Origin of the sequence: Methanopyrus sp. SNP6 (genome assembly GCF_002201895.1) — an archaeon.
Lineage (GTDB): Archaea > JAADCQ01 > Methanopyri > Methanopyrales > Methanopyraceae > Methanopyrus.
This window is the reverse complement of record NZ_CP019436.1, coordinates 910,876-929,942: the sequence shown is the minus strand read 5'-3', so window position 1 is coordinate 929,942 and position 19,067 is coordinate 910,876. Positions and strand designations below refer to the sequence as shown.

At 58.0% G+C, this 19,067-nt stretch carries 17 protein-coding genes, 1 tRNA gene and 1 pseudogene; 18 read left to right on the top strand and 1 reads right to left on the bottom strand.

What is annotated here, in order from left to right:
• The first annotated feature begins 112 nt into the window (after positions 1–112).
• The 7 genes from BW921_RS05210 to BW921_RS05180 all read left to right on the top strand — a co-directional run bounded on the left by BW921_RS05210 (position 113) and on the right by BW921_RS05180 (position 5,534).
• Positions 113–361 (top strand): hypothetical protein, encoded by a 249-nt coding sequence (locus BW921_RS05210; protein WP_088335844.1) that lies wholly within the window; start codon positions 113–115, stop codon positions 359–361.
• A gap of 46 nt (positions 362–407) precedes the next feature.
• A complete protein-coding gene (locus tag BW921_RS05205) occupies positions 408–1,409 on the top strand; it encodes a hypothetical protein (RefSeq protein ID WP_148688853.1) in 1,002 nt (333 codons plus the stop codon).
• A 3-nt stretch (positions 1,410–1,412) separates the two neighbouring features.
• Entirely contained in the window at positions 1,413–2,384 is a 972-nt protein-coding gene (locus BW921_RS05200; protein ID WP_148688852.1) for a prepilin peptidase, read from the top strand.
• On the top strand, positions 2,369–2,563 hold the full coding sequence (locus BW921_RS05195; protein WP_148688851.1) for a hypothetical protein: 195 nt from the start codon (positions 2,369–2,371) through the stop codon (positions 2,561–2,563). The genes BW921_RS05200 and BW921_RS05195 overlap by 16 nt, the downstream gene beginning before the upstream one ends.
• Positions 2,560–2,748 (top strand): hypothetical protein, encoded by a 189-nt coding sequence (locus tag BW921_RS05190; RefSeq protein ID WP_088335840.1) that lies wholly within the window; start codon positions 2,560–2,562, stop codon positions 2,746–2,748. Before BW921_RS05195 ends, BW921_RS05190 begins: the two co-directional genes overlap by 4 nt.
• A gap of 171 nt (positions 2,749–2,919) precedes the next feature.
• The gene (locus BW921_RS05185) at positions 2,920–3,834 is read left to right on the top strand and encodes a hypothetical protein (RefSeq protein ID WP_148688850.1); all 915 of its coding nucleotides are present in this window, start codon (positions 2,920–2,922) and stop codon (positions 3,832–3,834) included.
• Positions 3,831–5,534, top strand: coding sequence for a hypothetical protein (locus BW921_RS05180; protein WP_148688849.1), 1,704 nt, complete (start codon positions 3,831–3,833; stop codon positions 5,532–5,534). Before BW921_RS05185 ends, BW921_RS05180 begins: the two co-directional genes overlap by 4 nt.
• 83 nt (positions 5,535–5,617) lie before the next feature.
• Here the strand turns inward: BW921_RS05180 and BW921_RS05175 are convergent, their stop codons facing one another.
• Positions 5,618–8,155 (bottom strand): hypothetical protein, encoded by a 2,538-nt coding sequence (locus BW921_RS05175; RefSeq protein ID WP_148688848.1) that lies wholly within the window; start codon positions 8,153–8,155, stop codon positions 5,618–5,620.
• 42 nt (positions 8,156–8,197) lie between these two features.
• Here BW921_RS05175 and BW921_RS05170 point away from each other — a divergent pair, with 42 nt between their 5' ends.
• From BW921_RS05170 to BW921_RS05125, 11 genes and pseudogenes are all read left to right on the top strand, one after another.
• Positions 8,198–8,641, top strand: a complete 444-nt coding sequence (locus BW921_RS05170) for a hypothetical protein (protein ID WP_148688847.1) — start codon at positions 8,198–8,200, stop codon at positions 8,639–8,641.
• Positions 8,607–9,161, top strand: a complete 555-nt coding sequence (locus BW921_RS05165; RefSeq protein ID WP_148688846.1) for a hypothetical protein — start codon at positions 8,607–8,609, stop codon at positions 9,159–9,161. The genes BW921_RS05170 and BW921_RS05165 overlap by 35 nt, the downstream gene beginning before the upstream one ends.
• Before the next feature lie 7 nt (positions 9,162–9,168).
• The gene (locus tag BW921_RS05160) at positions 9,169–9,627 is read left to right on the top strand and encodes a class III signal peptide-containing protein (RefSeq protein WP_148688845.1); all 459 of its coding nucleotides are present in this window, start codon (positions 9,169–9,171) and stop codon (positions 9,625–9,627) included.
• A gap of 42 nt (positions 9,628–9,669) precedes the next feature.
• Positions 9,670–9,747: transfer RNA gene (locus BW921_RS05155), tRNA-Asp, on the top strand.
• A gap of 103 nt (positions 9,748–9,850) precedes the next feature.
• The gene (locus BW921_RS05150; protein WP_148688844.1) at positions 9,851–11,020 is read left to right on the top strand and encodes a DNA double-strand break repair nuclease NurA; all 1,170 of its coding nucleotides are present in this window, start codon (positions 9,851–9,853) and stop codon (positions 11,018–11,020) included.
• A complete protein-coding gene (locus BW921_RS05145) occupies positions 11,007–12,584 on the top strand; it encodes an ATP-binding protein (protein WP_148688843.1) in 1,578 nt (525 codons plus the stop codon). The genes BW921_RS05150 and BW921_RS05145 overlap by 14 nt, the downstream gene beginning before the upstream one ends.
• A gap of 8 nt (positions 12,585–12,592) precedes the next feature.
• Entirely contained in the window at positions 12,593–13,948 is a 1,356-nt protein-coding gene (locus BW921_RS05140) for a DNA repair exonuclease (protein WP_236953807.1), read from the top strand.
• 8 nt (positions 13,949–13,956) lie between these two features.
• Entirely contained in the window at positions 13,957–16,599 is a 2,643-nt protein-coding gene (locus tag BW921_RS05135) for an AAA family ATPase (RefSeq protein WP_168168770.1), read from the top strand.
• Between the two features lie 82 nt (positions 16,600–16,681).
• Positions 16,682–17,101 (top strand): annotated as a pseudogene (locus BW921_RS08060) (4Fe-4S binding protein); the annotation flags it as partial.
• A gap of 13 nt (positions 17,102–17,114) precedes the next feature.
• Positions 17,115–17,393, top strand: coding sequence for a DNA-directed RNA polymerase subunit H (locus BW921_RS07950; RefSeq protein ID WP_088335829.1), 279 nt, complete (start codon positions 17,115–17,117; stop codon positions 17,391–17,393).
• Positions 17,394–17,403: 10 nt separating this feature from the next.
• Positions 17,404–19,002 (top strand): DNA-directed RNA polymerase subunit B'', encoded by a 1,599-nt coding sequence (locus BW921_RS05125; protein WP_148688839.1) that lies wholly within the window; start codon positions 17,404–17,406, stop codon positions 19,000–19,002.
• Positions 19,003–19,067 lie beyond the last annotated feature (65 nt).

The following is a 19,067-nucleotide window of genomic DNA, read 5'->3' as shown; positions in this document are numbered from 1 at the left end:
CGCGCGGAGCACACTTTTTTCGGGTTACTTTTATTTTTTCAGTATTAACTCTACCAATATTTTGAGTTAGTTCACGAGGGATGACGAAACTGTTGAGCCGGGTGTAGGGAAATTGCCAGTCAAGGGGATCAAAGTCATCAGGAGAGTTAGCACTGGCACCAGTGGGCAAGGGGGTGTAGAATACCTCATACTCATCGCAGCCCTTATAGGTCTGGGAACGTTAGTCGCCTACTACTGGTGGAGCTTCGCCAAGAGGGCGGGAGGGGCGGCCTCACCACCGGGGGCCACAAAATCCGCGACCGAAGCCGCCTCGAAGGAATCGTCGACCGTAGTGCAATCGTACACAAGTAAGATGACCTAACTGAGCCTGTTCAGACGAATACCAAGAAATAACCGGAGGTCCGAGCGTGGAACTCGTTATCACAGTGGACCTTTTCGGAGAAATGGAGCGACACAGGTTGAGGTTTTTACCCAGGGACGCCCAAATCACGGTTTTCGCGGACTACTTGTCAATCCTTGAGATGCGTGACGTGCTCGAGGCGGTGGACTGGGATGTCCACTGTACCACGTACTCCGACGTGCCAATCACGTACGTGCCTGAGGAGGATGCGAGGGCGCATATCGAACTGGCCTCGGAGTTCGGTGAGTGCTTCCGCGCCCCGGCGTTGGCTGTGAACAAGGCGCTGTTGAGGGAGCTCCCGGAACTCGGGTTCGATGCGGACAGTTCGGGTTGGAGCAGGAAGGGTCGTGTGGGTGAGTTACACGGAGTCACGGAGGCGCCGATAATCTGCGATGTTACGGACAGGAAGTTCCTGAACAGGGTGTTGAGTAGGCTGGACTCGTACGACGTCGTGGTGCTCCGGGCTGGGTCTGAGATCCCGGGGGATAGGCACTTCAAGGTAGTGGACAAGATAGCGCGTTCTCTGCCCGTCAAGCCACTCTCGGAAGTCTTGGAGGAGGCGGATGGTCGTGTACGGGCGAAGTTCAACGATCGTGGAATACTCACCGAGCGAGAGCACCTCTTACTGACCGCTTTATCCGAAGTCTGGAGGTTTCATTCCGAACTCGTTGAAGAGGTCGGCGACAGGAGAACGGTCCTGGCGCATCTGGCGTCCGAGAGCTTCAGGAACCCGCATCGGGTTCTGACGGTGTGTAAGAGGCTCGCCGAGGAGTTGGGTGAAGAGTACACGGAGAGACTCGCCAGGGTCTCGAAGCGACCTATCGTGATAGGTGCACTACGGAAGTTGGGTCGTCGCTTCAAGATCGAGGTGGAAGAGGAAGACGACAGACTCAGGGTAAGGGAGCTCAAGCGGCGGTTCGAAGCTATCGACACCGGTATCAGGATGTTGGACAGTAACAGGCCGATCGAAGGGTGGAACGAGATCCTATCGGCGATGTCGGGGTATTGACCGATGGACACGGGTTTCCTGGCCGGTCTGATCGTCGCTTCGACCGCCGCGATTACCGACCTAAGGTGGGGGATCGTGCCGAACCTGCTCACCTATCCGGCGGTGGTAGCTGGGGTGGTCTACACAGCGGTCGTCGACCCGTCCCACTTCGGTTACGCGTTGCTGGACTCGGTGGTCGCGTTCGTGGTAGCTTTCGTCCTCAACGCGTTGGGTGTGATAGGTGGCGGGGATGTCAAGCTCATGCCGTCTTTGGCACTGTTCATCCATCAAGGTGACCGTTTCACGACAGGTATCGACATCTTATTCAACTCGGTCCTGCTGTACGCACCGTTCGCGTTGCTGTACTTAACCGTCCGTACGGCGATGGAGCGAGGCCGCCCTTTCCTCGAGGAGTTGTGTCTGAACACCACGATCTTGGCTTTGGTGAGCTCGATCGCGGGAGGGTTGTCGACAGTCCTTGGGACCGCGATATCTTCGTTGATAGGAGCTCTCCTAATCCTAGCGGTTTGGTGGATTAAATCACGCTGGTTAGAGCCGAAGGTAATCATCCCAGTACTCGCGGTTCCAGCGATCCTGCTCAACCTCGGAACGTCCTCGATCGTCATCCTTTGGGAGGTTGGTGTCGCAGTAATCCTCTCGACGGCCTTCACCGCGTACCGTTGGGCGGGAGAGGAACGGAACGTGGAGGAGCTGAGGGAGGGCGAGATCCCGCTGGAGATCGTGGTTCGCACGGAGGACGGAGTCAAGCGGGTCGGCAGGATGAAAGGGGCGCTCCTGGTAGCCATTGGTAGGGCGGAACCAGCGGTCGTGCCATCAGGAGACGGGTTCACAAGTGAGGAACTCGAAAAGTTGAAACGCCTCGGGATACACGAGATAAGGGTGGGACACACCACTCCGTTCGCGCCTGCTATCGCGGCCGGATACGTGGTCACTTACACGCTGAAGGGGAGTCCGTTGTCATGGCTCTGGGGGTGAGGGGGCAGGGCGGTGTCGAATACCTTCTCATCACGGCGATCGTGGCCGGGTGCGCTATCGCAATAGGTGTCATAGCGTACTACTTGCCGATCAGCGGTGGAGGACGGAACCTAGAGGGCGTGGGATCGGCCGTGTCAAGGGGGTTCGAGAGATTCGCTTCCTCCGCCAGGGGTCTGTGACTGGCCAGGCGAACTTAGAACTGCTGGTGTTGGGGGTGCTCGTAGCGTCCGTCGCTATTATGGTGGCTGTGTTGGGTTACTACCTTCCGATCAAAGTATCCTCTTCGGGGCTGGGCGAGGTTGCCCGAGCTCAAAACGGGAAGGTTCCAGGCGTGTGTCGTGAGCTTGCCGAGTACTGGATGTAGCGGTTCAGGCCAGGTGTCGGTCGAGTGGACGGTGCTTCTGATGATAGTCGTAGCGTCCGTGTTCGCCCTCGGTATAGCTCTCAACTCTTTCGCATCCACCACGGGCTCGGGGTTCGCCTCGTCCGGGATAAAAACACTGGGCAGTGAGGTAGTGCGGAGGGCGGCCACGCCTTGAGGGGTCAGATCACTGTCGACGCACTCGCCGCCGGGCTTATATCCGCCGTCATCCTACTCTTGGTGACGGACGTAGCCCGGGTAGTGACTGCCCACGGAATAACGTCACTTAAAGCCTACGAGATGTACGTCTCGGTGGACAGGTTCGTGGCGTCGTTGACCTCACCGTCCTGGGTAGGCGCCAACCTGACTTGGTACGACATAGTGTGGTTGTGGAGCGAGCCATTGAGATGGACTTGGGGCGGCGCGCCGCTGAGGACAGGGGTTAGAATGTACTTGGCCGTCGACGCGTTCAAGTGGACGCGTTACTCAGAGGACGGCTCACTGGACTCCCCGATCAGAGTGAAAAACGGCAGGATGGTGGCGGACTTAGTCTTCCCGAAGGACGATCTGAACATCTCTGGAGAATCGGTGGTCAAGTCCTACGGCATCATACTGGTAGAACGAGGAAACTATCCAGTCTACGATGAGAATCTGCCACAGGTTTATGGGAACACGGTAAGCTACTCCGGAAACGTGCCAGGAGTTAAAGTTGTGTGGGTGACCGTGTCGGGAGACGGGTTGTACGGCTGGGTGAGATGGTTACACAAGCGCTACAACCAGTTGATACGGTCGGGGTTGTCGGAAGGAGAGGCGTACAAGGAACTCGCCAGTGAGGCTGTGAGAGTAGATTCGGGAGGTAACAGGATAGTGTTCTACTCGTCGTCCGGTTGGGCTACCGACGACCCCGTGGAGCTCGTAAGGAGGATCGTAGCCGAGGGTGAAGGTGCGGGGTTGTCGTTGACTATCATCGCGATCGGAGGGAAACCGTTCACCGTCACCCTGAATGGGTCGGAGAACGAGATCTTCTGGAACCAGTGGACGGCCGGACTGTTTCCCGTGAAACTTCGGGCAGGGGTGACAACTGGATGATCCCCAGAGGGGAGCGTGGATTCCTCTTCACCCCGGCGGCGGCATTGTCGCTAGCACTGTTGTTGCTATCGGTTTCATACTTATCGTACCATGGTAGGGAGTCGGGGTACCTGATTCGATGCGAGTACATCAAGCCCGTCATCAACGAGGCGATACTTTCCATGACGCATCAGCAACTGAGCCGGGCCGTCTACTTGGGTGTCGTAGACTTCTTAAACGGAGCTAAATTACCGGGCGGGGAGAAGAACGGTTACAGGTACGGTCGCATCGCAGTCCACCAGGGAGGCTCTAACATCGAGTGGGTAGCACCGCCCACCGGGCTAGTCGCCCCTTACAAGATCGTGGACGTCGGGTCGCTGAACGGGAGCTACGATTCGTACCGTACCGTGATAGAGTCGCTACGCTATTATATCGACTACGAGCTCGCGAAACTCGCGGTGGACGTCCATGACTCGATCAAGAGGACTCAAGGAGCCGACGTGTGGATAGTACCCCGATGTTACGCTGGTCATGGAGAGTGGCTATATTGGGATTGGAGCGATCCAGAACACCCGAAGGTGAGGCTTTCACAGTACGTACCGTCCAATCCGAGCGATATAAGCAAGACGCCTATCGTACCAGACGCCCACGACCCGTTCACGATCTACGTGCACCTCGACATCCATTTGATGGCGCAGATACCAGGGTGGGAGGTACTTGACATCGATCTCGGGGAGACGACAGTCCAGGCCTCGATCCAAGGATACGCCCCATATGGGAACGAGAACAGGGCCGTGTTCGACCCACTTCCGATCTGGGCGTACTACGCGTCTAAGTACCGATGGAGTGACGACAGCCCGTTGAAGTTCAAACCGATGATGGTAATAGGTAACTATCAGGTGGCCGTGGGGCAAGGCGGCTCCATCGGTGGAGAATCGGTAGGAGAGCCAGACGTGATAAGGTTCTACTCAGCTTACCTGAACGAGGTGAACGGTGACGGAGGCAACAGCACGAACGACGAGGACAAGCTCAGGCTGGCCCACGTACTATCCGTACCGGGCAAGATGCTCCCGTGGGACGACACGAGACTCCTGGACAAGAACGAGGTAGACGGTGAGGTCGAAAGCCAATGGGTTATACTACCGTACTTCCCGATCAGGGAAGGTGTGTTGAGCAACGACGTTGGTCGACCACCGAACTTCATCGAGAGGGCCGCAGGGATACTGTACGTGCTCCCGAGTGACCGGGTGGTCTCGGTCGACGGCATCCACGACTCGGGTGTGGAAGCTATCGAAGATTGCAAAGCAGGTATGGAGACGATGATCCCGACACTGCCGGCGGAGGAGGTGGACGTGTGGGCGCACGGCCCGTTCGGGACTGTCGACTGGATGGCATGGATGGAGGTTTTAGCGTCGAGAAGCGGCGAGCTCAGGGGAGTTATCGACGGGGTGCGAGCCAGCGAATTCGGAATACCTGAGAGGTACGACGATCAGGGGGAGCCGATGAGGATCTTCAGACTTTACGGATTCAACTCAGACGACCCCGTGGTTAAGAACATAAACAGCGTACTCTCTGGGACCGGGCTGCAGCTGGCAACGGACTCGGACAGGAGGAGGGGATTCGCGCTTCCGGGCGCCGACATACTGAAGTGGTTCTTGCTACCTGGCACCAACGAGGACATGGTACTGAAGAACGACAAAGTCATCCGGATTTGGCCTTAATTGGCCTTAACTTAACACACGTTATCGCACGTCGGCTGACGTCATTTACGGAAGCTAGTGTTAAAACGAAGCGTCCGCATGATTCAAATCGCTGGGCCTTGGTCAGTGAGCAGTGTCACCCACCGCTTGTCTTTATCGTCATAGACCTCCATCTTGAAATGTACTCCCAGGACGGAGCTCAGCAGTGAATGCATCGATTGTAGAGCCCGACGCAGCCCCGTCGCATCTCCCGTGTCCTTGTAGTATTCCCATTCCATAGCCACGTAGCTCAGAGCTCCGGAGGACTGCATCTGCGAGAGGGTTTCGGCGGACAACTTTCTCAAGTATTCCGGAGTGTAAAGTGCACGCTCTTCCTGCCACACTACGAGCCTGAACTTGTGCGGCTTATCGTAACCACGGGATGGTGCGACCGTTATCCTCAATCTGGGATCGTTCGGGTCTATTCCGAGACTCCTGAATTCCTGCTTGAGAGCATCCACGGCGTCCTCCTTGTCCCTCTTGAGACAAGGCAAGTACAGGTACACGGTACCCTTATACAGGACGAGAACGTTGAACGGGCCGATTTCGACGGCTTCCGGAGACGGTTGTTCGTACTCACCGATCCTGATCGTGTGAATACCCGGGGTTGCGATCTTACCACTGGAGAGCGACTCCAGGTCCTCGATTGATGGTGGGACCCAGTTATCAGGCCAAACCTCCTTACCATCAATGTAGACCCAGAAGTTGTCGGGATCCTCGTCCAAGTTACCGAACATGTACACGTCTTGAACCGACCAGTTCTTGATCATGGGAGGCATGTCGGGCGGCCTCTGAATATTAATCGTCATATCGAGTTCGTCGTAGCGACCGTCACCTGGAACGTTCTTGAACCTCGTGTTGGCGAATCCGCACGACAAGTTCACGGAGTCGTTCCAAGGAGCCCACTCGTAGAGCCATCGTGGTGCCTTGATCCAAATGGTTATGATACGTGGTTGGAGGCCGCCTTGAACCGGGATACCTCCCGGGTATTTAAGGTACCAATATCCGTTATTGACATCATAATTATAGTAAGGATGAACCCCATGACTCCTGTTCGGTAGTCTCAAATACGCGTATATGGTGTCGTGGGTTCTTAACACTTGCTCGACCGTCGACGTCGTGCCTAAGAGTCCTCCGGTAGGCCATGGGGCTTTCGGGTCAATCATCACTAGATGACCATATCCTGAGGAACCATAAAGGTAGTCAGCCGGAACACCTATGCTCCTCGAGTACCAGTCATCGTAGTACTTATAGTATTCCATTTGATCCTCTTCGTGAAGGTCGGAGGTTTTGTTCCACTCGTGGGTGATGTTTGTCCCTATATTAGACTCTCCCAACGATCCATCGACATCTGCAGGGTCTATCTTAGCTATATCTTGTGGGGTCCTGACGTTAGCGTATACCCAGAACTCGGGAGGACCGTCGCGCTGTGTGGTTAACGCGAGCATTGGGGCGTCCAGCGGACATACGGACGAAAACGTCCTTGGCATCATCACGTACGCCGCGAAGAGGTGATACGAGTCGTCGATGTTATCCCCGTGGCGGGTCAGGACTATGCCGTCGGCCCCATCACCGTTCGGGTCTCTCGCGTTTTCCAATTTATGGACGGTTCCATCGCCTTCATCGTAATATTCGCGGTAAGGACCGGTTCCCACCGGAGTCCACCGTCCCCAATCGACGAAGACCTTGCCTATTCTCATAACAAGATCTTTGACTGTGAGTACCGGGTTCTCGTCTGGGTTCTCCAACCTGTCCTTGTCTATGTCTTCTCCGTACCAGTCGGCGAAATTCGTGACAGGGTCTTCCTTACTGAGATCACTCGCTACAGGGCCTTTAACAGGTACTCCTGTCTTACCTCCGCGGTCGTCGTAGGGTTGGGGGCCGATCTGAGTATCGTTTGGACGCCAAACTTGGACAGCGACGTCGAACTGCTTCGGAGCTAGTACGAGGACGATCTTGGTCTTATCCCTATACGAACTGCCCCAGCGACCTCGAATTCTGACTCCGATCCGCACCTTGATGTCGTCGTTTGAAGTTTTGTTGACAAGGAGCGGGTTGCCGATGCCGTCCACGGTGAGGTCGACTATGGTCTTCTCCCAGATGCGACCGTTGTAGTTGTATGGGAAATTCCATCCGATGTTACCGCGCCAGTCGATTGGGACCGTCGGAAACACGCGTCTCTCGTCGCCGTTCACATTGACGTAAACACCTAGGTCTTTATCGTTCGGGTCGTAGGCATCGGCTACGTGATTATCCCCTATCATGAGAACGAGGAACGCCATCACGATCTTCTTGTCCGGTGGGATCTCGTCCGAGACGTCGACCTCCGCGGTCCACTTGTCGCCGTTCGCGTTCCAATTCGTGACGTTAATCTCTTTGACTTCTAGGTGCGGGAGTTCTCCCCTGTACACACCGGTGGCTACCCATCCCCACTTGACAGGCTGTACGACGGCGACCGAGGAAACCTTCTGTCCGAGCGAGATTGAAGGCCAGCTAACCATATGAATGTAATCTAAGGTTAGCGATACCAGTACCAAGGAGATTAAGAGCGCCGTCATCGCGTCTAGGGTGAACACCTGGCCACGCTCCTTTAAGAGGGGCAACTTACGACACGGCCCCGTATTGGGGGTTACACGACTTTGTTTATGAATTTCTCCCGCGGTCAGGCTTCTCTGGAGTACTTCCTGGTTTTGTTGATAGGAGTCACCGCCGTCGGTGTGACGATGGCGTTCGTGAAGGAGGGAATGTACGGGCCAGGCGGTGTCGAGGAGGCCGCGTCCGCCCTCGAGGCGAAGGCGATGGCGGAGCAGCTGGCCAGAGTGCTCGATAAAGCCGCAGCATGCGACGTCGGGACCAGGTTCACCGTCGGGATCAAGGGCAGATATAGTGCTCAAGGAAGCTACACGGTGAGTGTGGAACCGACAGGCCAGCACGACGAATACTACGTGATCGTCAAGGGTAACGGCGTTAAAGGCGTCGCCAAGTTCTACTCGTTCGGGAAGGACGTTGTAGTGGAGAACGTAACTGTACCAGGAACTGTGGAGGTGAGCGTCGTTGAGGGCCCGAAGCTCGTCGTTCGCAACGCCTAGTGGACAGGTAACGGTGGAGTTCGCGGCGTTGTTGCTCATGATGTTGGTCCTCAGTGCGTATTTCACGTACTCGGTCGTGGGCACGTTCCTGGGAGTGTCGGACGTGATGGCGTTGATCGAAGCCCGGTACATCGCCAACTACGTCGCGAACGCGATCGCCGGAACGATCAGCTGGCTCCCGGACTGGCAGAGTACCGCGAACCAAATACACCTGCCGAAGAAGATAGGGAACAGCGAGTACTACCTTAAGGTCCGGGTGGAGGGTAAGCCGGGTGGTCCTGGCGAGATCGTGGTAATTCTTAGGCTCGGTGGTCGGTGGCGTGGGGACGTGGAGGTTACTACCAGCGTACCTGTACTGGTCGGGTACCCTCCTAACACTCCCGGTGTCGTCTTGATCGACCCTGACTCCTACACGAGATACGGGAGCATCGTACCTGTGGAAGAATGGCCGAGAGGGTGGTGGGTTTCTACTTCGGGCGAGCCGTTCGAATTCGGTCTGTACGTGATACCAGGGGGCTAAGCCCCAGATGGACACTCGCACGTCAGGCCAGGTATCGGTGGAGTTCGTACTGTTGTCCATTATCGTACTCACGGCGGCGTTCATTGCGGGTCGGTACATGGGTCCAGAATATGAGTGGTACTGCGTGAAGAAGGCTGTGAGCGACGCCGTCGCGAAGACTCGAGAGCAGGTGGCTGTCGGGGTCTCAGTGGATAATTTGGAGGTATCGGGTAACTTATCGGTGGTGAGATACCAGTTAAGTGATGACAGGGTAGAATACGAGCTCAGCTACTCCGGCAACAACTCCACAGGCGTCGTGGACCTGCTGAAGCGTAATGTGTTGCTGCAAGTTTACGTGGCACTGTACGGACGTCCGAAGTCGGTCAGCGAGATCCCGAACCCAGTGAAGGGATCATGGGCGAGCTACAGGGTGGATGTGACGGGAGGAGGACTCATCAAGGTGGTCGTGGAGCGGGTTAAGGAGTAAAGTTTATAATTAGGCGGGTGGTGAGAGGGTGCGGAAGGACGAGCCCCGGCGGTGTAGCCCGGTCTATCATCCGGGCCTGTCGAGCCCGGGACCCGGGTTCAAATCCCGGCCGGGGCGCCAAAACCGTAAATTGTTATGAATGTCGTAACGTTCTGTCTCCCGCAAGCTAGTTATCGGCACCCTGTCTGGGGAAACGTCGAAGTGAACGGGGAGAACGTCGCCCTTGGCCGGAGAGCTCGACCGGTTTCTGGAGCGTGGTCGCGTAAGGCGCGGTCGGGACTACGGCCGGTTGTTAGAGGATATCTCGCGGCGTCGGCGGGAGCTTGCGGAGGACGTGATCAACGTGTATCGACGGGTCTCTCCTGTCAGGAACCCGGTCCTGCGCCGCGTACTGGAGGTCGTGGCGGAGCGCAAGCGGGAGGTGAAGCCGGAACATCCGGACCCCGAAGTCACGTTCGGTGTGGACGGCGGGGAGGGGATGAGGGAGTACCAGGGCGTCGTTCTCTACGTGACGCGGGCGGCGGCCTGGTCGGAGGCGGACGTGTTCTCCTCGTGGGACTTCGGCGTCCTCTCCAGGACGAGGACCCCGCAGATGAGGGTGGCGGCGAGGCGCGTGAAGTTGGAGTCCGACGTGGCCACTCGGGCGGTGGAGCGCGGTGGAGAGGTAGTGATGCTGGACGGACCGATTGTACCACACCACGATCTGAAAGGTGCGAACGAAGACAGTCCGAACCGACGGGATTACTGGGGTCGAATCCTGGATGCTCGCCGGGCGATGTTGGAGGTTTGCGAGGAGGAAGACGCCGTCGTGATGGGTGTCGTGGAGGACTGTAAGGCGAAGCACCTGCTCAGGGACGTGCGGGACGAGTTGGGGGAGGACCTCCCGCTGAAGGCTCTTCCGAACGATCCAGTGGCACTCTCCCGTGAACTCGACGGGGGTCCTGTTCTGGAGGTCGGCGAGCGCACTCACGCGTTCGAACTTCCGGACGGGGATTACCAGGTAGTTCGTGAGTTCGAGGAGGCCACCGGATACTCCGTCTTCACGTTCTACGTGCGGACTACTAAGTATTCACCGCCAGTTCGTGTTGAGATCCCGGAGTTCGTGGACCCAGATGAGGCGGCCGGCGTCGTTCTGGGTACTTCGATAGAGTACGGTGGGTACGGGATACCGTTCCCACTGGTGATGGCCGACGAGTTCGCGAAGGTTGGAAGGTCTCTGGTTGACTGGATAGAGGAAGAAGTCTTGACAGAGCTGGCGTTGGACGGACGGTTCGACGTTATCTTCACGGTGTTCCGAAAGCTTCGGCGGGAGTCGCGTCCCAGGCGCAGGTCGAGCGCGGAGGCGGAGCGGGAGATTCACGTAAGGCACGGGGGTGAGGATGGTGGATCGTAAGGTCGTCGGGTACGTCTATGAGAGCCCGTCCGTGCGTGAGTTTACGTTCGTGGTGAGCCGGGACGCGGAGGACGTCGGTGTGGGAGATTACGTGGTCGTGCGGGAGCCGGACTCGGACGGTCGAGAGCTCCTGGGCCGCGTGGAAGACGTGCGCCGGGACGTGCACGAGGGGATCAAGGGTGAGATCGCCAAGGCTTCGATGGTGAGCGGACGGCCCGTGCCCGATCTGGACTGGACGGTCGTGGCTAGGGTCGAGGTGCTGGGGGCGCTCGAGGACGGGCGACTCCGTGATCCTAGGATGCCCGCGAGGCCCACGGACGCTGTCTACCGGCTGCCTGAATCGGAGCTGGAGGAGTTGTTCTCGAAGGGTGAGGTGTTCCTGGGACGTCTAAAGGATTCCCGGGCGAGGGTTTTCCTGGGTCTGAACGAGCTGATAACGCTTCACTGCGCCGTGCTCGGAATGACGGGTAGCGGTAAGAGCTACACCGTAGGTGTGTTGATCGAGGAGACGGTACGGCACGGTGTTCCGGTCGTGGTGATCGATCCGCACGGGGAGTACACCAGCCTGCGTGAGCCTTCGCATGATCGGGAGCGACTGGAGCGATGGGGACTGGAGCCCGAGGGACTGAGCGACGTGGAGATCTTCGCCCCCCCGCACTCGGAAGGTTTGAAGGACTACCCTATCACGATCGACACGACAAAGCTCGAGGTTGACGACTTCGAGGTGCTGGCTCCGGAGTTGTCGAAGCGTAAGGCGGCGCCACAGGTGCTGGAGGAAGTAGTGAAGGAGCTGCAGCGTAGGTACAGGGAAAAAGGCGAGAAGTACTCCCTTGAGGACGTGGTCGAGGAGCTCGACGCTCAGGCGAAGCGTGCGAGGGCCAGCGGAGACGTGGTGCAATACCAGGCGGCGAGGGCGGTCTTGAGGGACCTACGCCCGCTGCTGAGGTACGGAATCTTTGACACGTCCGAGTCTCCGGATCTTAGGCGGCACGTGCGTCCGGGTCGCGTGCTGGTCCTGAACCTGCGTGGGGTTCCGGACAGGGCGCAGCAGATCGTGGTCACGCACTTCTTGAGGCGGTTGTTCGAGCTCAGACAGAGGGACGAGATCCCGCCGGTGTTCGTTGTCCTGGAGGAGGCCCACAACTTCGCTCCGGCGGGTGAGGAGAGATCCTCTTCCAAGACCGCGTTATCCGTCGTTCGAGACTTCGCGCGAGAGGGGAGGAAGTTCTTGGCCGGACTGTGCGTTGTGAGCCAGCGACCGGGTCGCGTGGACACGACAGTTCTCTCTCAATGCAACACCATGATCGTCCTCCGTACGGCCAACCCGGACGATCTGGAGAACATCCGGAAGAGCGGTGAAGGGATCACTAAGGAGGCTCTTGAGCGAATCAAGGGGTTACCCACCGGCACGGCGTTCGTGACTGGTAGTGCGATCCGGATCCCGGCGTTCGTGGACGTCAGGCCGAGGAAGACCCGTCATGGCGGCGAGACACCGGACGTTCTCGAGATCGTGGAGCGGTGGGAGGAGACCGATGCGGAAGAGGACCTGGACTTGGGGATCTGACCTTGAGGATGGCCCACGTGGCAGACGTCCACCTCGGTCACGCCCTAATGAACTTACGTTCCCGAGAAGAGGCCGTGATGGAGACGTTCGAGCGGCTGATGGAGGAGGTCCGCGAGTGTTCCGTGGATGTACTCGTGATCGCGGGTGATCTCTTCGAGCACGCACGGCCCAAGACTGAGGCACTGTATTTGGCCGTGGAGGAGCTCTCGAAGCTGAAGGAAGACGGTATCGAAACCATCGCGACAGCGGGTAACCACGAGATCCGCCGGAGGAAAGGTGCCGTTTCTCCGATCTCCGTGCTGGAGCGGATGGGACTGGTCCGGCACCTCTACTACTCGGAGCGACGTCCTGAGAGACATCGGTATACGGCCACCTTCGACGGTGTACGTGTGACGTTCCACGGGCTCCAGTACCTGCCGAAGAACTCGTTCGTTGAGAAGGCTAAGGTCATCAGATCCAAGTACAGACCTGACCCTGAGGCGGACGTCAACGTGGCGATCTTCCACCAAGCCCTCCCTGGGACTATCCCAGACGAGTCCGAGGTCGTGGAACCCGCGTACTTCCCTGAGGGACACGATTACTACGCGATGGGCCACGTCCACGTCCCGAGTCGTGAGGAGAAGATCCACGGGAATCCGGCCCCTTACCCCGGGAGCCCCGAGCCGCTGACGTTCCGGGAGATCAGGGACGAGAGGGGCACGCACGGGCGTCGCGGTTTCTTCCTCGTGGAGTTCGACCGAGACGGACTCGCCGAACACGAGTTCGTTGAGGTAGAGTGGAGTCGAGGACTATCCGTAGTGGAAGTCAGGGGAGAACACTGGGAAGAGGAACTACGTAGGAAGATCAAGCGTGGGCAGATCGTTAAGGTGATAGCCAAGGATACGAACGCATCCCCGGAAGATGTCGAGAAGGTCGCTATCGAAGCTGGGGCCGATCGATGCGTGGTGGAGCTACATGAGCGGAGGCGCGAGGTCGAGGGAGGAGACGAGACCCGAGGACCGATTAACCTCGAGGGCATAATCCGAGAGGGTGTTAAGAAGGCCAAGGCCGCGACCCTGAACCGCGTGGACGTGCCGGACGACGTCGTGGTCGAGGTGGCGCTGGAGATACTGAGGGGCGTCCGGGAGGACAACCCTCCCGATCTGGAGGACGTCGAAAGTATCGTCGCGAGAGAACCGGGGTCGGAGGGTTCGGAGGGGTCCTCGGAGGAACCGAAAGGATCAGGGGAAGAGGAGCGCTCCGAGGTGGGTAGTGAGGAGGTGAACGTCGGGGGACGTGGGACGTCGTCCGAAGGGATGAGTCGCACTACGGGATCTAAGCTCGGGTCCTCCGGCCGGCCCTCACTGGACCGCTGGATCGGGTGATGATCGTAATGATCGAGCGTGTGAGGATAGAAAACCTCAGGTCCCACAGTAGCACCGAGATCGAGTTCCGTGAAGGAATCAACGTACTCGTAGGTCCGAACGGCGCAGGTAAGACTACTGTACTGGAGGCCATCACTCTAGCGCTTTTCCCGCGTACGTTCCGGAGTTACGACCATCTAATAAGGGAAGGAGAGCGCAGGGCTGTGGTGGAGGTCGTGTTCTGGGGAGTGGACGGGTATCGGTACAGGGTGCGACGAGAGTTCTACCGTGGCGGTGGGCAGAGGAACCCAAGACTGTACAGGGATGAGGGCGACGGGTGGAAAGTCATCGCCTCGGGGCGTGTTGAGGACGTCGACCGTGAGGTCATGAACGCGTTGGGCGGAGTGAACCGGGACGTATTTCGGGAGGCAGTGCACATCGGTCAGGGAGAGATCGCGAAGCTCGTGGAAGCGACGAGAGAGGAAAGGAAGAAGATCGTCGACAGGACGCTCGGGTTAGCGGAGTTCAAGAAGGCCCGTGATCGGGCACACGACTTACTCCGGGAGGCAGAGAGGAGTCTCGAGTACTTCAGAGAGCGGGTCCAGGAATTAAAAGGGTCGGAGGACGAGCTCGAGAAAGTGAAGCGGGAGCTCGAAGAGCTGGAACGGAAGGAGAAGGAGTTGAAGCCCGAGGTCGAGGAGCTGAAGGAGCGGTTGGACGAACTGCGAGAGGCGAAGGATGATTTCGAAAAGCTGGAGCACGAACGACGGCGACTGGAAGACAAGATCAGGAGCCTGGAGGAGAGACGTGACGATCTACGGAAGGAGGTCGAAGAGGGGAGGGAAGCCGAAAGGGAGCTTCGGAGACTGGGTGACATCCCGTCCAAAATACGTGAGCTCGAGGAAGAGGAGGCGGAACTACGGAGACGCATCGAGGAGCTGAGGAACCTCAGTGATGATTACCGCAGTGTCAAGAACAAGTTGGAATCCGCCGAGAAGGAACTGGAAAGTGTGGAACGGGAGCTCAAGGAGTTAAGGGAGGAGACCGGGATCGACCCGGAGAGTCTGGTGGAGTTCAAAAAGGAGATCGTGGAGGTCTCGGAACGGTTACGCGACATTAAGAGTGAGGAGGATCTCAGGGAGGAGTTGGAGAAGATACACGACGAGTTGGAAGAGTTGAAAGATCAGGAGGAAGCGCTGCGGAGCGAGTATGAGAAAATCCAAGAGCGTCTCGACGAGATTCGAGAGGAGCTGAAGGAAATCGAGGTGAAAAGAGAGGAACTACAGGAGCGTATCGAGAGTCTCAGGGAAGCCGAGGGCGAGTGTCCAGTCTGCCTCAGGAAACTGCCACGAGAGCGGGCCGAGAAGTTGCTGCACGATGCGGAGAGGGAGCTCGAACGTCTTCGGGAACGTGAGGGAAATCTACGTAAGGAACGGAGGAAACTGGAGGAAAAGCTCGAATCGGTGAAGAAGGAGTTGGAGAGCACAAAGGAGGAACTGGGTCGTTGGGAGGAGCGTCGTGAGGAGCTAGTAAGGGAGTTGGAGAAGACAGAGGAAATCAAAGGCGAACTATCAAACTTGTCGCACGATCTGGGTGTGAAAAGAGATCGACTACCCGAGTTGCTACCCGAGTTGCGCGATCTGGCCGTGAGAGCTGAAAGTCTTCTGGAGGACCGAGAGCGTCGGCGCGAGAAGGTTCTCCAACTGGAAGGTAAATTGGAACGTATACTGGACCGTTTCAGAGAGGTAATCGGAAGAACGCCGAGCGATTTGGAAGACGTCGAAGGGGAGTTACGGAGCCTCGAAGAGAAGAAGGATGACGTGGAGCGGAGACGTCGAGAGGCGGAGAGGGAGCTCGAACGTTACCGTAATCTGGAAGAGAAGGTGAAGAAGGCCAAAGAAGCCGGAAAGAGGTTAGAGAGGATCGAACAGGAGATCGAAGACGCCGAGGAAAAGTTGAAGAAAGTGAAGCGTGATCTGGAGGAGCTACGGAGGCGATACGGGTCCCGGGATAGATTGGAAGAGGAGATCGAGAGGGTGGAAAAGGAGTACGAAAGAGCCAGGGATGAACTCAGTGAGGTCAGAGGAAGGTTGAATGAGATGGAAAAACGTAAGAAAGAGTTGGAGAAACAGGTGCGGAGGTACCGAGAGGCGAAGGAGCGCAAGGAGAGGTTGGAGCGAGTCGTGGAGGTGCTCAGTCTCTGCAAGGAGGTGTTCAGACATTCCCGTGACGTCGCCAGAGAGAGGGTGCTACCCGCCGTAGAGCGGGAGGCTTCGAAGATCTTGCAGGATCTCTCGGACCGGTATGGATCGTTGAGGATCGAGGATGACGGGGCCGTGATACGTGTCTCCGTGCCAGGTGGTCATTTCATAGAGGCCGACCGAATGAGTGGTGGGGAAAAAATTATAATCGGGCTGGCGCTGCGCCTGGCGCTCGCCATGGTGGGATCGAGCTTCGCTCCATTCATAATGTTAGACGAACCGACGGTGCACTTGGACGCGGAACACCGGGAGCGATTAGCGCAAGCCTTAAGAGAGTTGGAGCTAGGTGAGGGGCGCGTACGCCAGGCCATCGTCGTCACCCACGACGAAGAGCTCGAGGACGCCGCGGACGAGCTTTGGAGGATAGAGAACCGGGCCGGTGAATCCCGAGTAGAACGGTACTCCGGGTAATCTGACTTTGTATCGGGATTTCCGTGAGTTCCGGCCGGGCCTGAAGTTCCGGGCATGCGTAGCCTGCGGTGAGTGCGCCGCGATGTGTCCAGCTGGTTCACTGGAGATTCGGAAAGGGCCTGTTGAGGCCTTCTGCGCGACCTGTAGGCTGTGTGAGGACGTCGAGGTGTCTCGGTTGCCTTCCGATGTGGCCTCGATGCTGTGTCCTATCGCCTTCGTTCAGCGCGTCGCGGAGCACCTCATGCCATATCCGTGGATCAGAGAGTCCAGGTGTACGGGGTGCGGTCTGTGCTTAGAGCACTGCCCGGAAGGGGCTCTGCGGTTGGAAGAGGGACGCGCGGTCGTGGGGGAGGACTGCGAGCTCTGCGGAACTTGCTGGGAGATCTGCCCCGTGGTGGACTGTATAATACCGCCGGTGGCCGCCGTGCGGGAGATCTTCCTGGGGTTCTCGGAGGCATCGTGTGTGGACTGCGGTCTGTGCGTGGAAACGTGCCCCTTTGGGTGGGGGAAGAAGCATGGCGGAGCGGTTGGATCCGGACGTGGTGTTGAATCACGTGCTCGTGCCGAAGCACGAGGTCATCGACGACGAGGAGGAGATCGAGAAGATACTGGAGGAGCTCGGAGTGGAGAAAGACGACTTGCCGAGGATCCACACGAACGACCCAGTGGTCGTGGCGCTAAGCGAGAAACTCGGCAAGCGGATCAAGCCTGGGAGTCTGATCAAAATCGTCCGGGACAGTCCGACCGCCGGTAAGACCGTGGTGTACCGGGTCGTGATCAACCCACCCGAATAGGGGGAGTCCGATGGCCGAGCCCGTCAAGTCTCTGAGTGAGGAGGATTATCTGGCGTTATTGGAAGGCTATTTACGTAGGAACGAGGAACTCCTTGGTGATGTAAAGACACACCCTCTCATCGCCCATCACTTCATGTCTTATCACTGGCTGATAGACGAGGGTCTACAACAGCTGATTGAGCAGATGGAACCGATCGAACCGGAGGTGGAGGGAGCCAGCTATCGGATCGAGTTCGAGAGGATTGAGGTGGGAGAACCCTCCTCGATAGAGCCAGACGGCGCGCGCCGGAAGATCTACCCCATGGAAGCTCGCCTGAGAAACATGCTCTACTCAGCGCCACTGTACACGGAGATCGTGATGTACGAGGACGGGGAGGAGGTCGAGCGGGACAGCGTCTACGTCGGCGAGCTACCTGTAATGGTCCGGTCGAAGGTATGTAACACCTACGACCTGTCGGAGGAGGAGCTGATCGAGGTCGGCGAGGATCCGAAGGACCCTGGCGGTTACTTCATCATCAACGGGTCGGAACGCGTGTTGGTGTCCCTGGAAGATATCGCACCGAACCGGTTGGTGAACGAGAAGATCAGGGAGCGTGGTGTGCTGGATGAGGTTCGCTCCCGGGTATACTCTCGGGGTGAGCGGTACCGAGGTCCCGTAGACGTCATCGACCGGAAAGGTCACTTGGTCGTTGACATGCCGGCCGTGTACCGGAAATTCCCAGTGGTGATCCTGCTGCGGGCGCTGGGGCTGACCGAAGAGGAGATCATGGAGGGCGTCGGTCCCGAGTTCGCCACGATCATGGCGGAGCAGATGAGAGTACTCGTGAAGGAGGAGATCGGCAGTCAAGAGGACGCACTGGAGTACATCGGCAGGTTGTCGAGACCGGACGAGAGTCGTAAGGAGAGGATCCAGCGGGGTAAGGAGGTACTGGCTAAATACTTCCTACCGCACATCGCCGAGGTCGACGACCTGGACGACGATGAGAAGCTGAAGGAGGTCTTCCGGAAGAAAGCCGACGAAGTACTCAAGATGGTACGTGAGGTGCTAGAGCTGAAGTACCGGAAGGTCAAGGTGAAGAGCGTACGCGACCGCGACCACTACGCGAACAAACGGATCAAGCTGGCGGGAGACCTCCTGTACGAGGCTTACGAATACGCGTTCCAGCAGCTGGCCCGCGAGATGAGGTACCAGTTCGAACGCGCGTACTCCCGGGGTCGCGAGCCCACCATCCGGTACATCGTGCGTCCGGACAAGGTCACGGACCACATCCGCAGCTGTATGTCGACCGGCACCTGGAGGACGGGCCACTACCGGCCAAGAACCGGAGTCTCACAGATTCTCGAACGACATACCTGGATGTCCACCATGTCGCACCTGCGGAGGATCAGAGCCGCTACGGAGCTAGGTGTGGGTAAGTGGTCGATCCCGAAGGAGGCCCGTTACCTGCACCCGACACACATGGGTCGGTTGTGCCCGAACGAGACCCCAGAGGGAGCCAATTGTGGTGCGATCAAAAACCTGGCCCTGTACGCCGAGGTCGTCCATGAAGACGCGGATGAGGATGAGGTGATCGAGATCTTGGAGGAAATCGGGCTCGAAACCGAGTAAGGGGGATCCCGAACCCGTGTCGAACGAGGAGGGTGGCGTGCGGGACGACGTGGAGACCCGTGTGG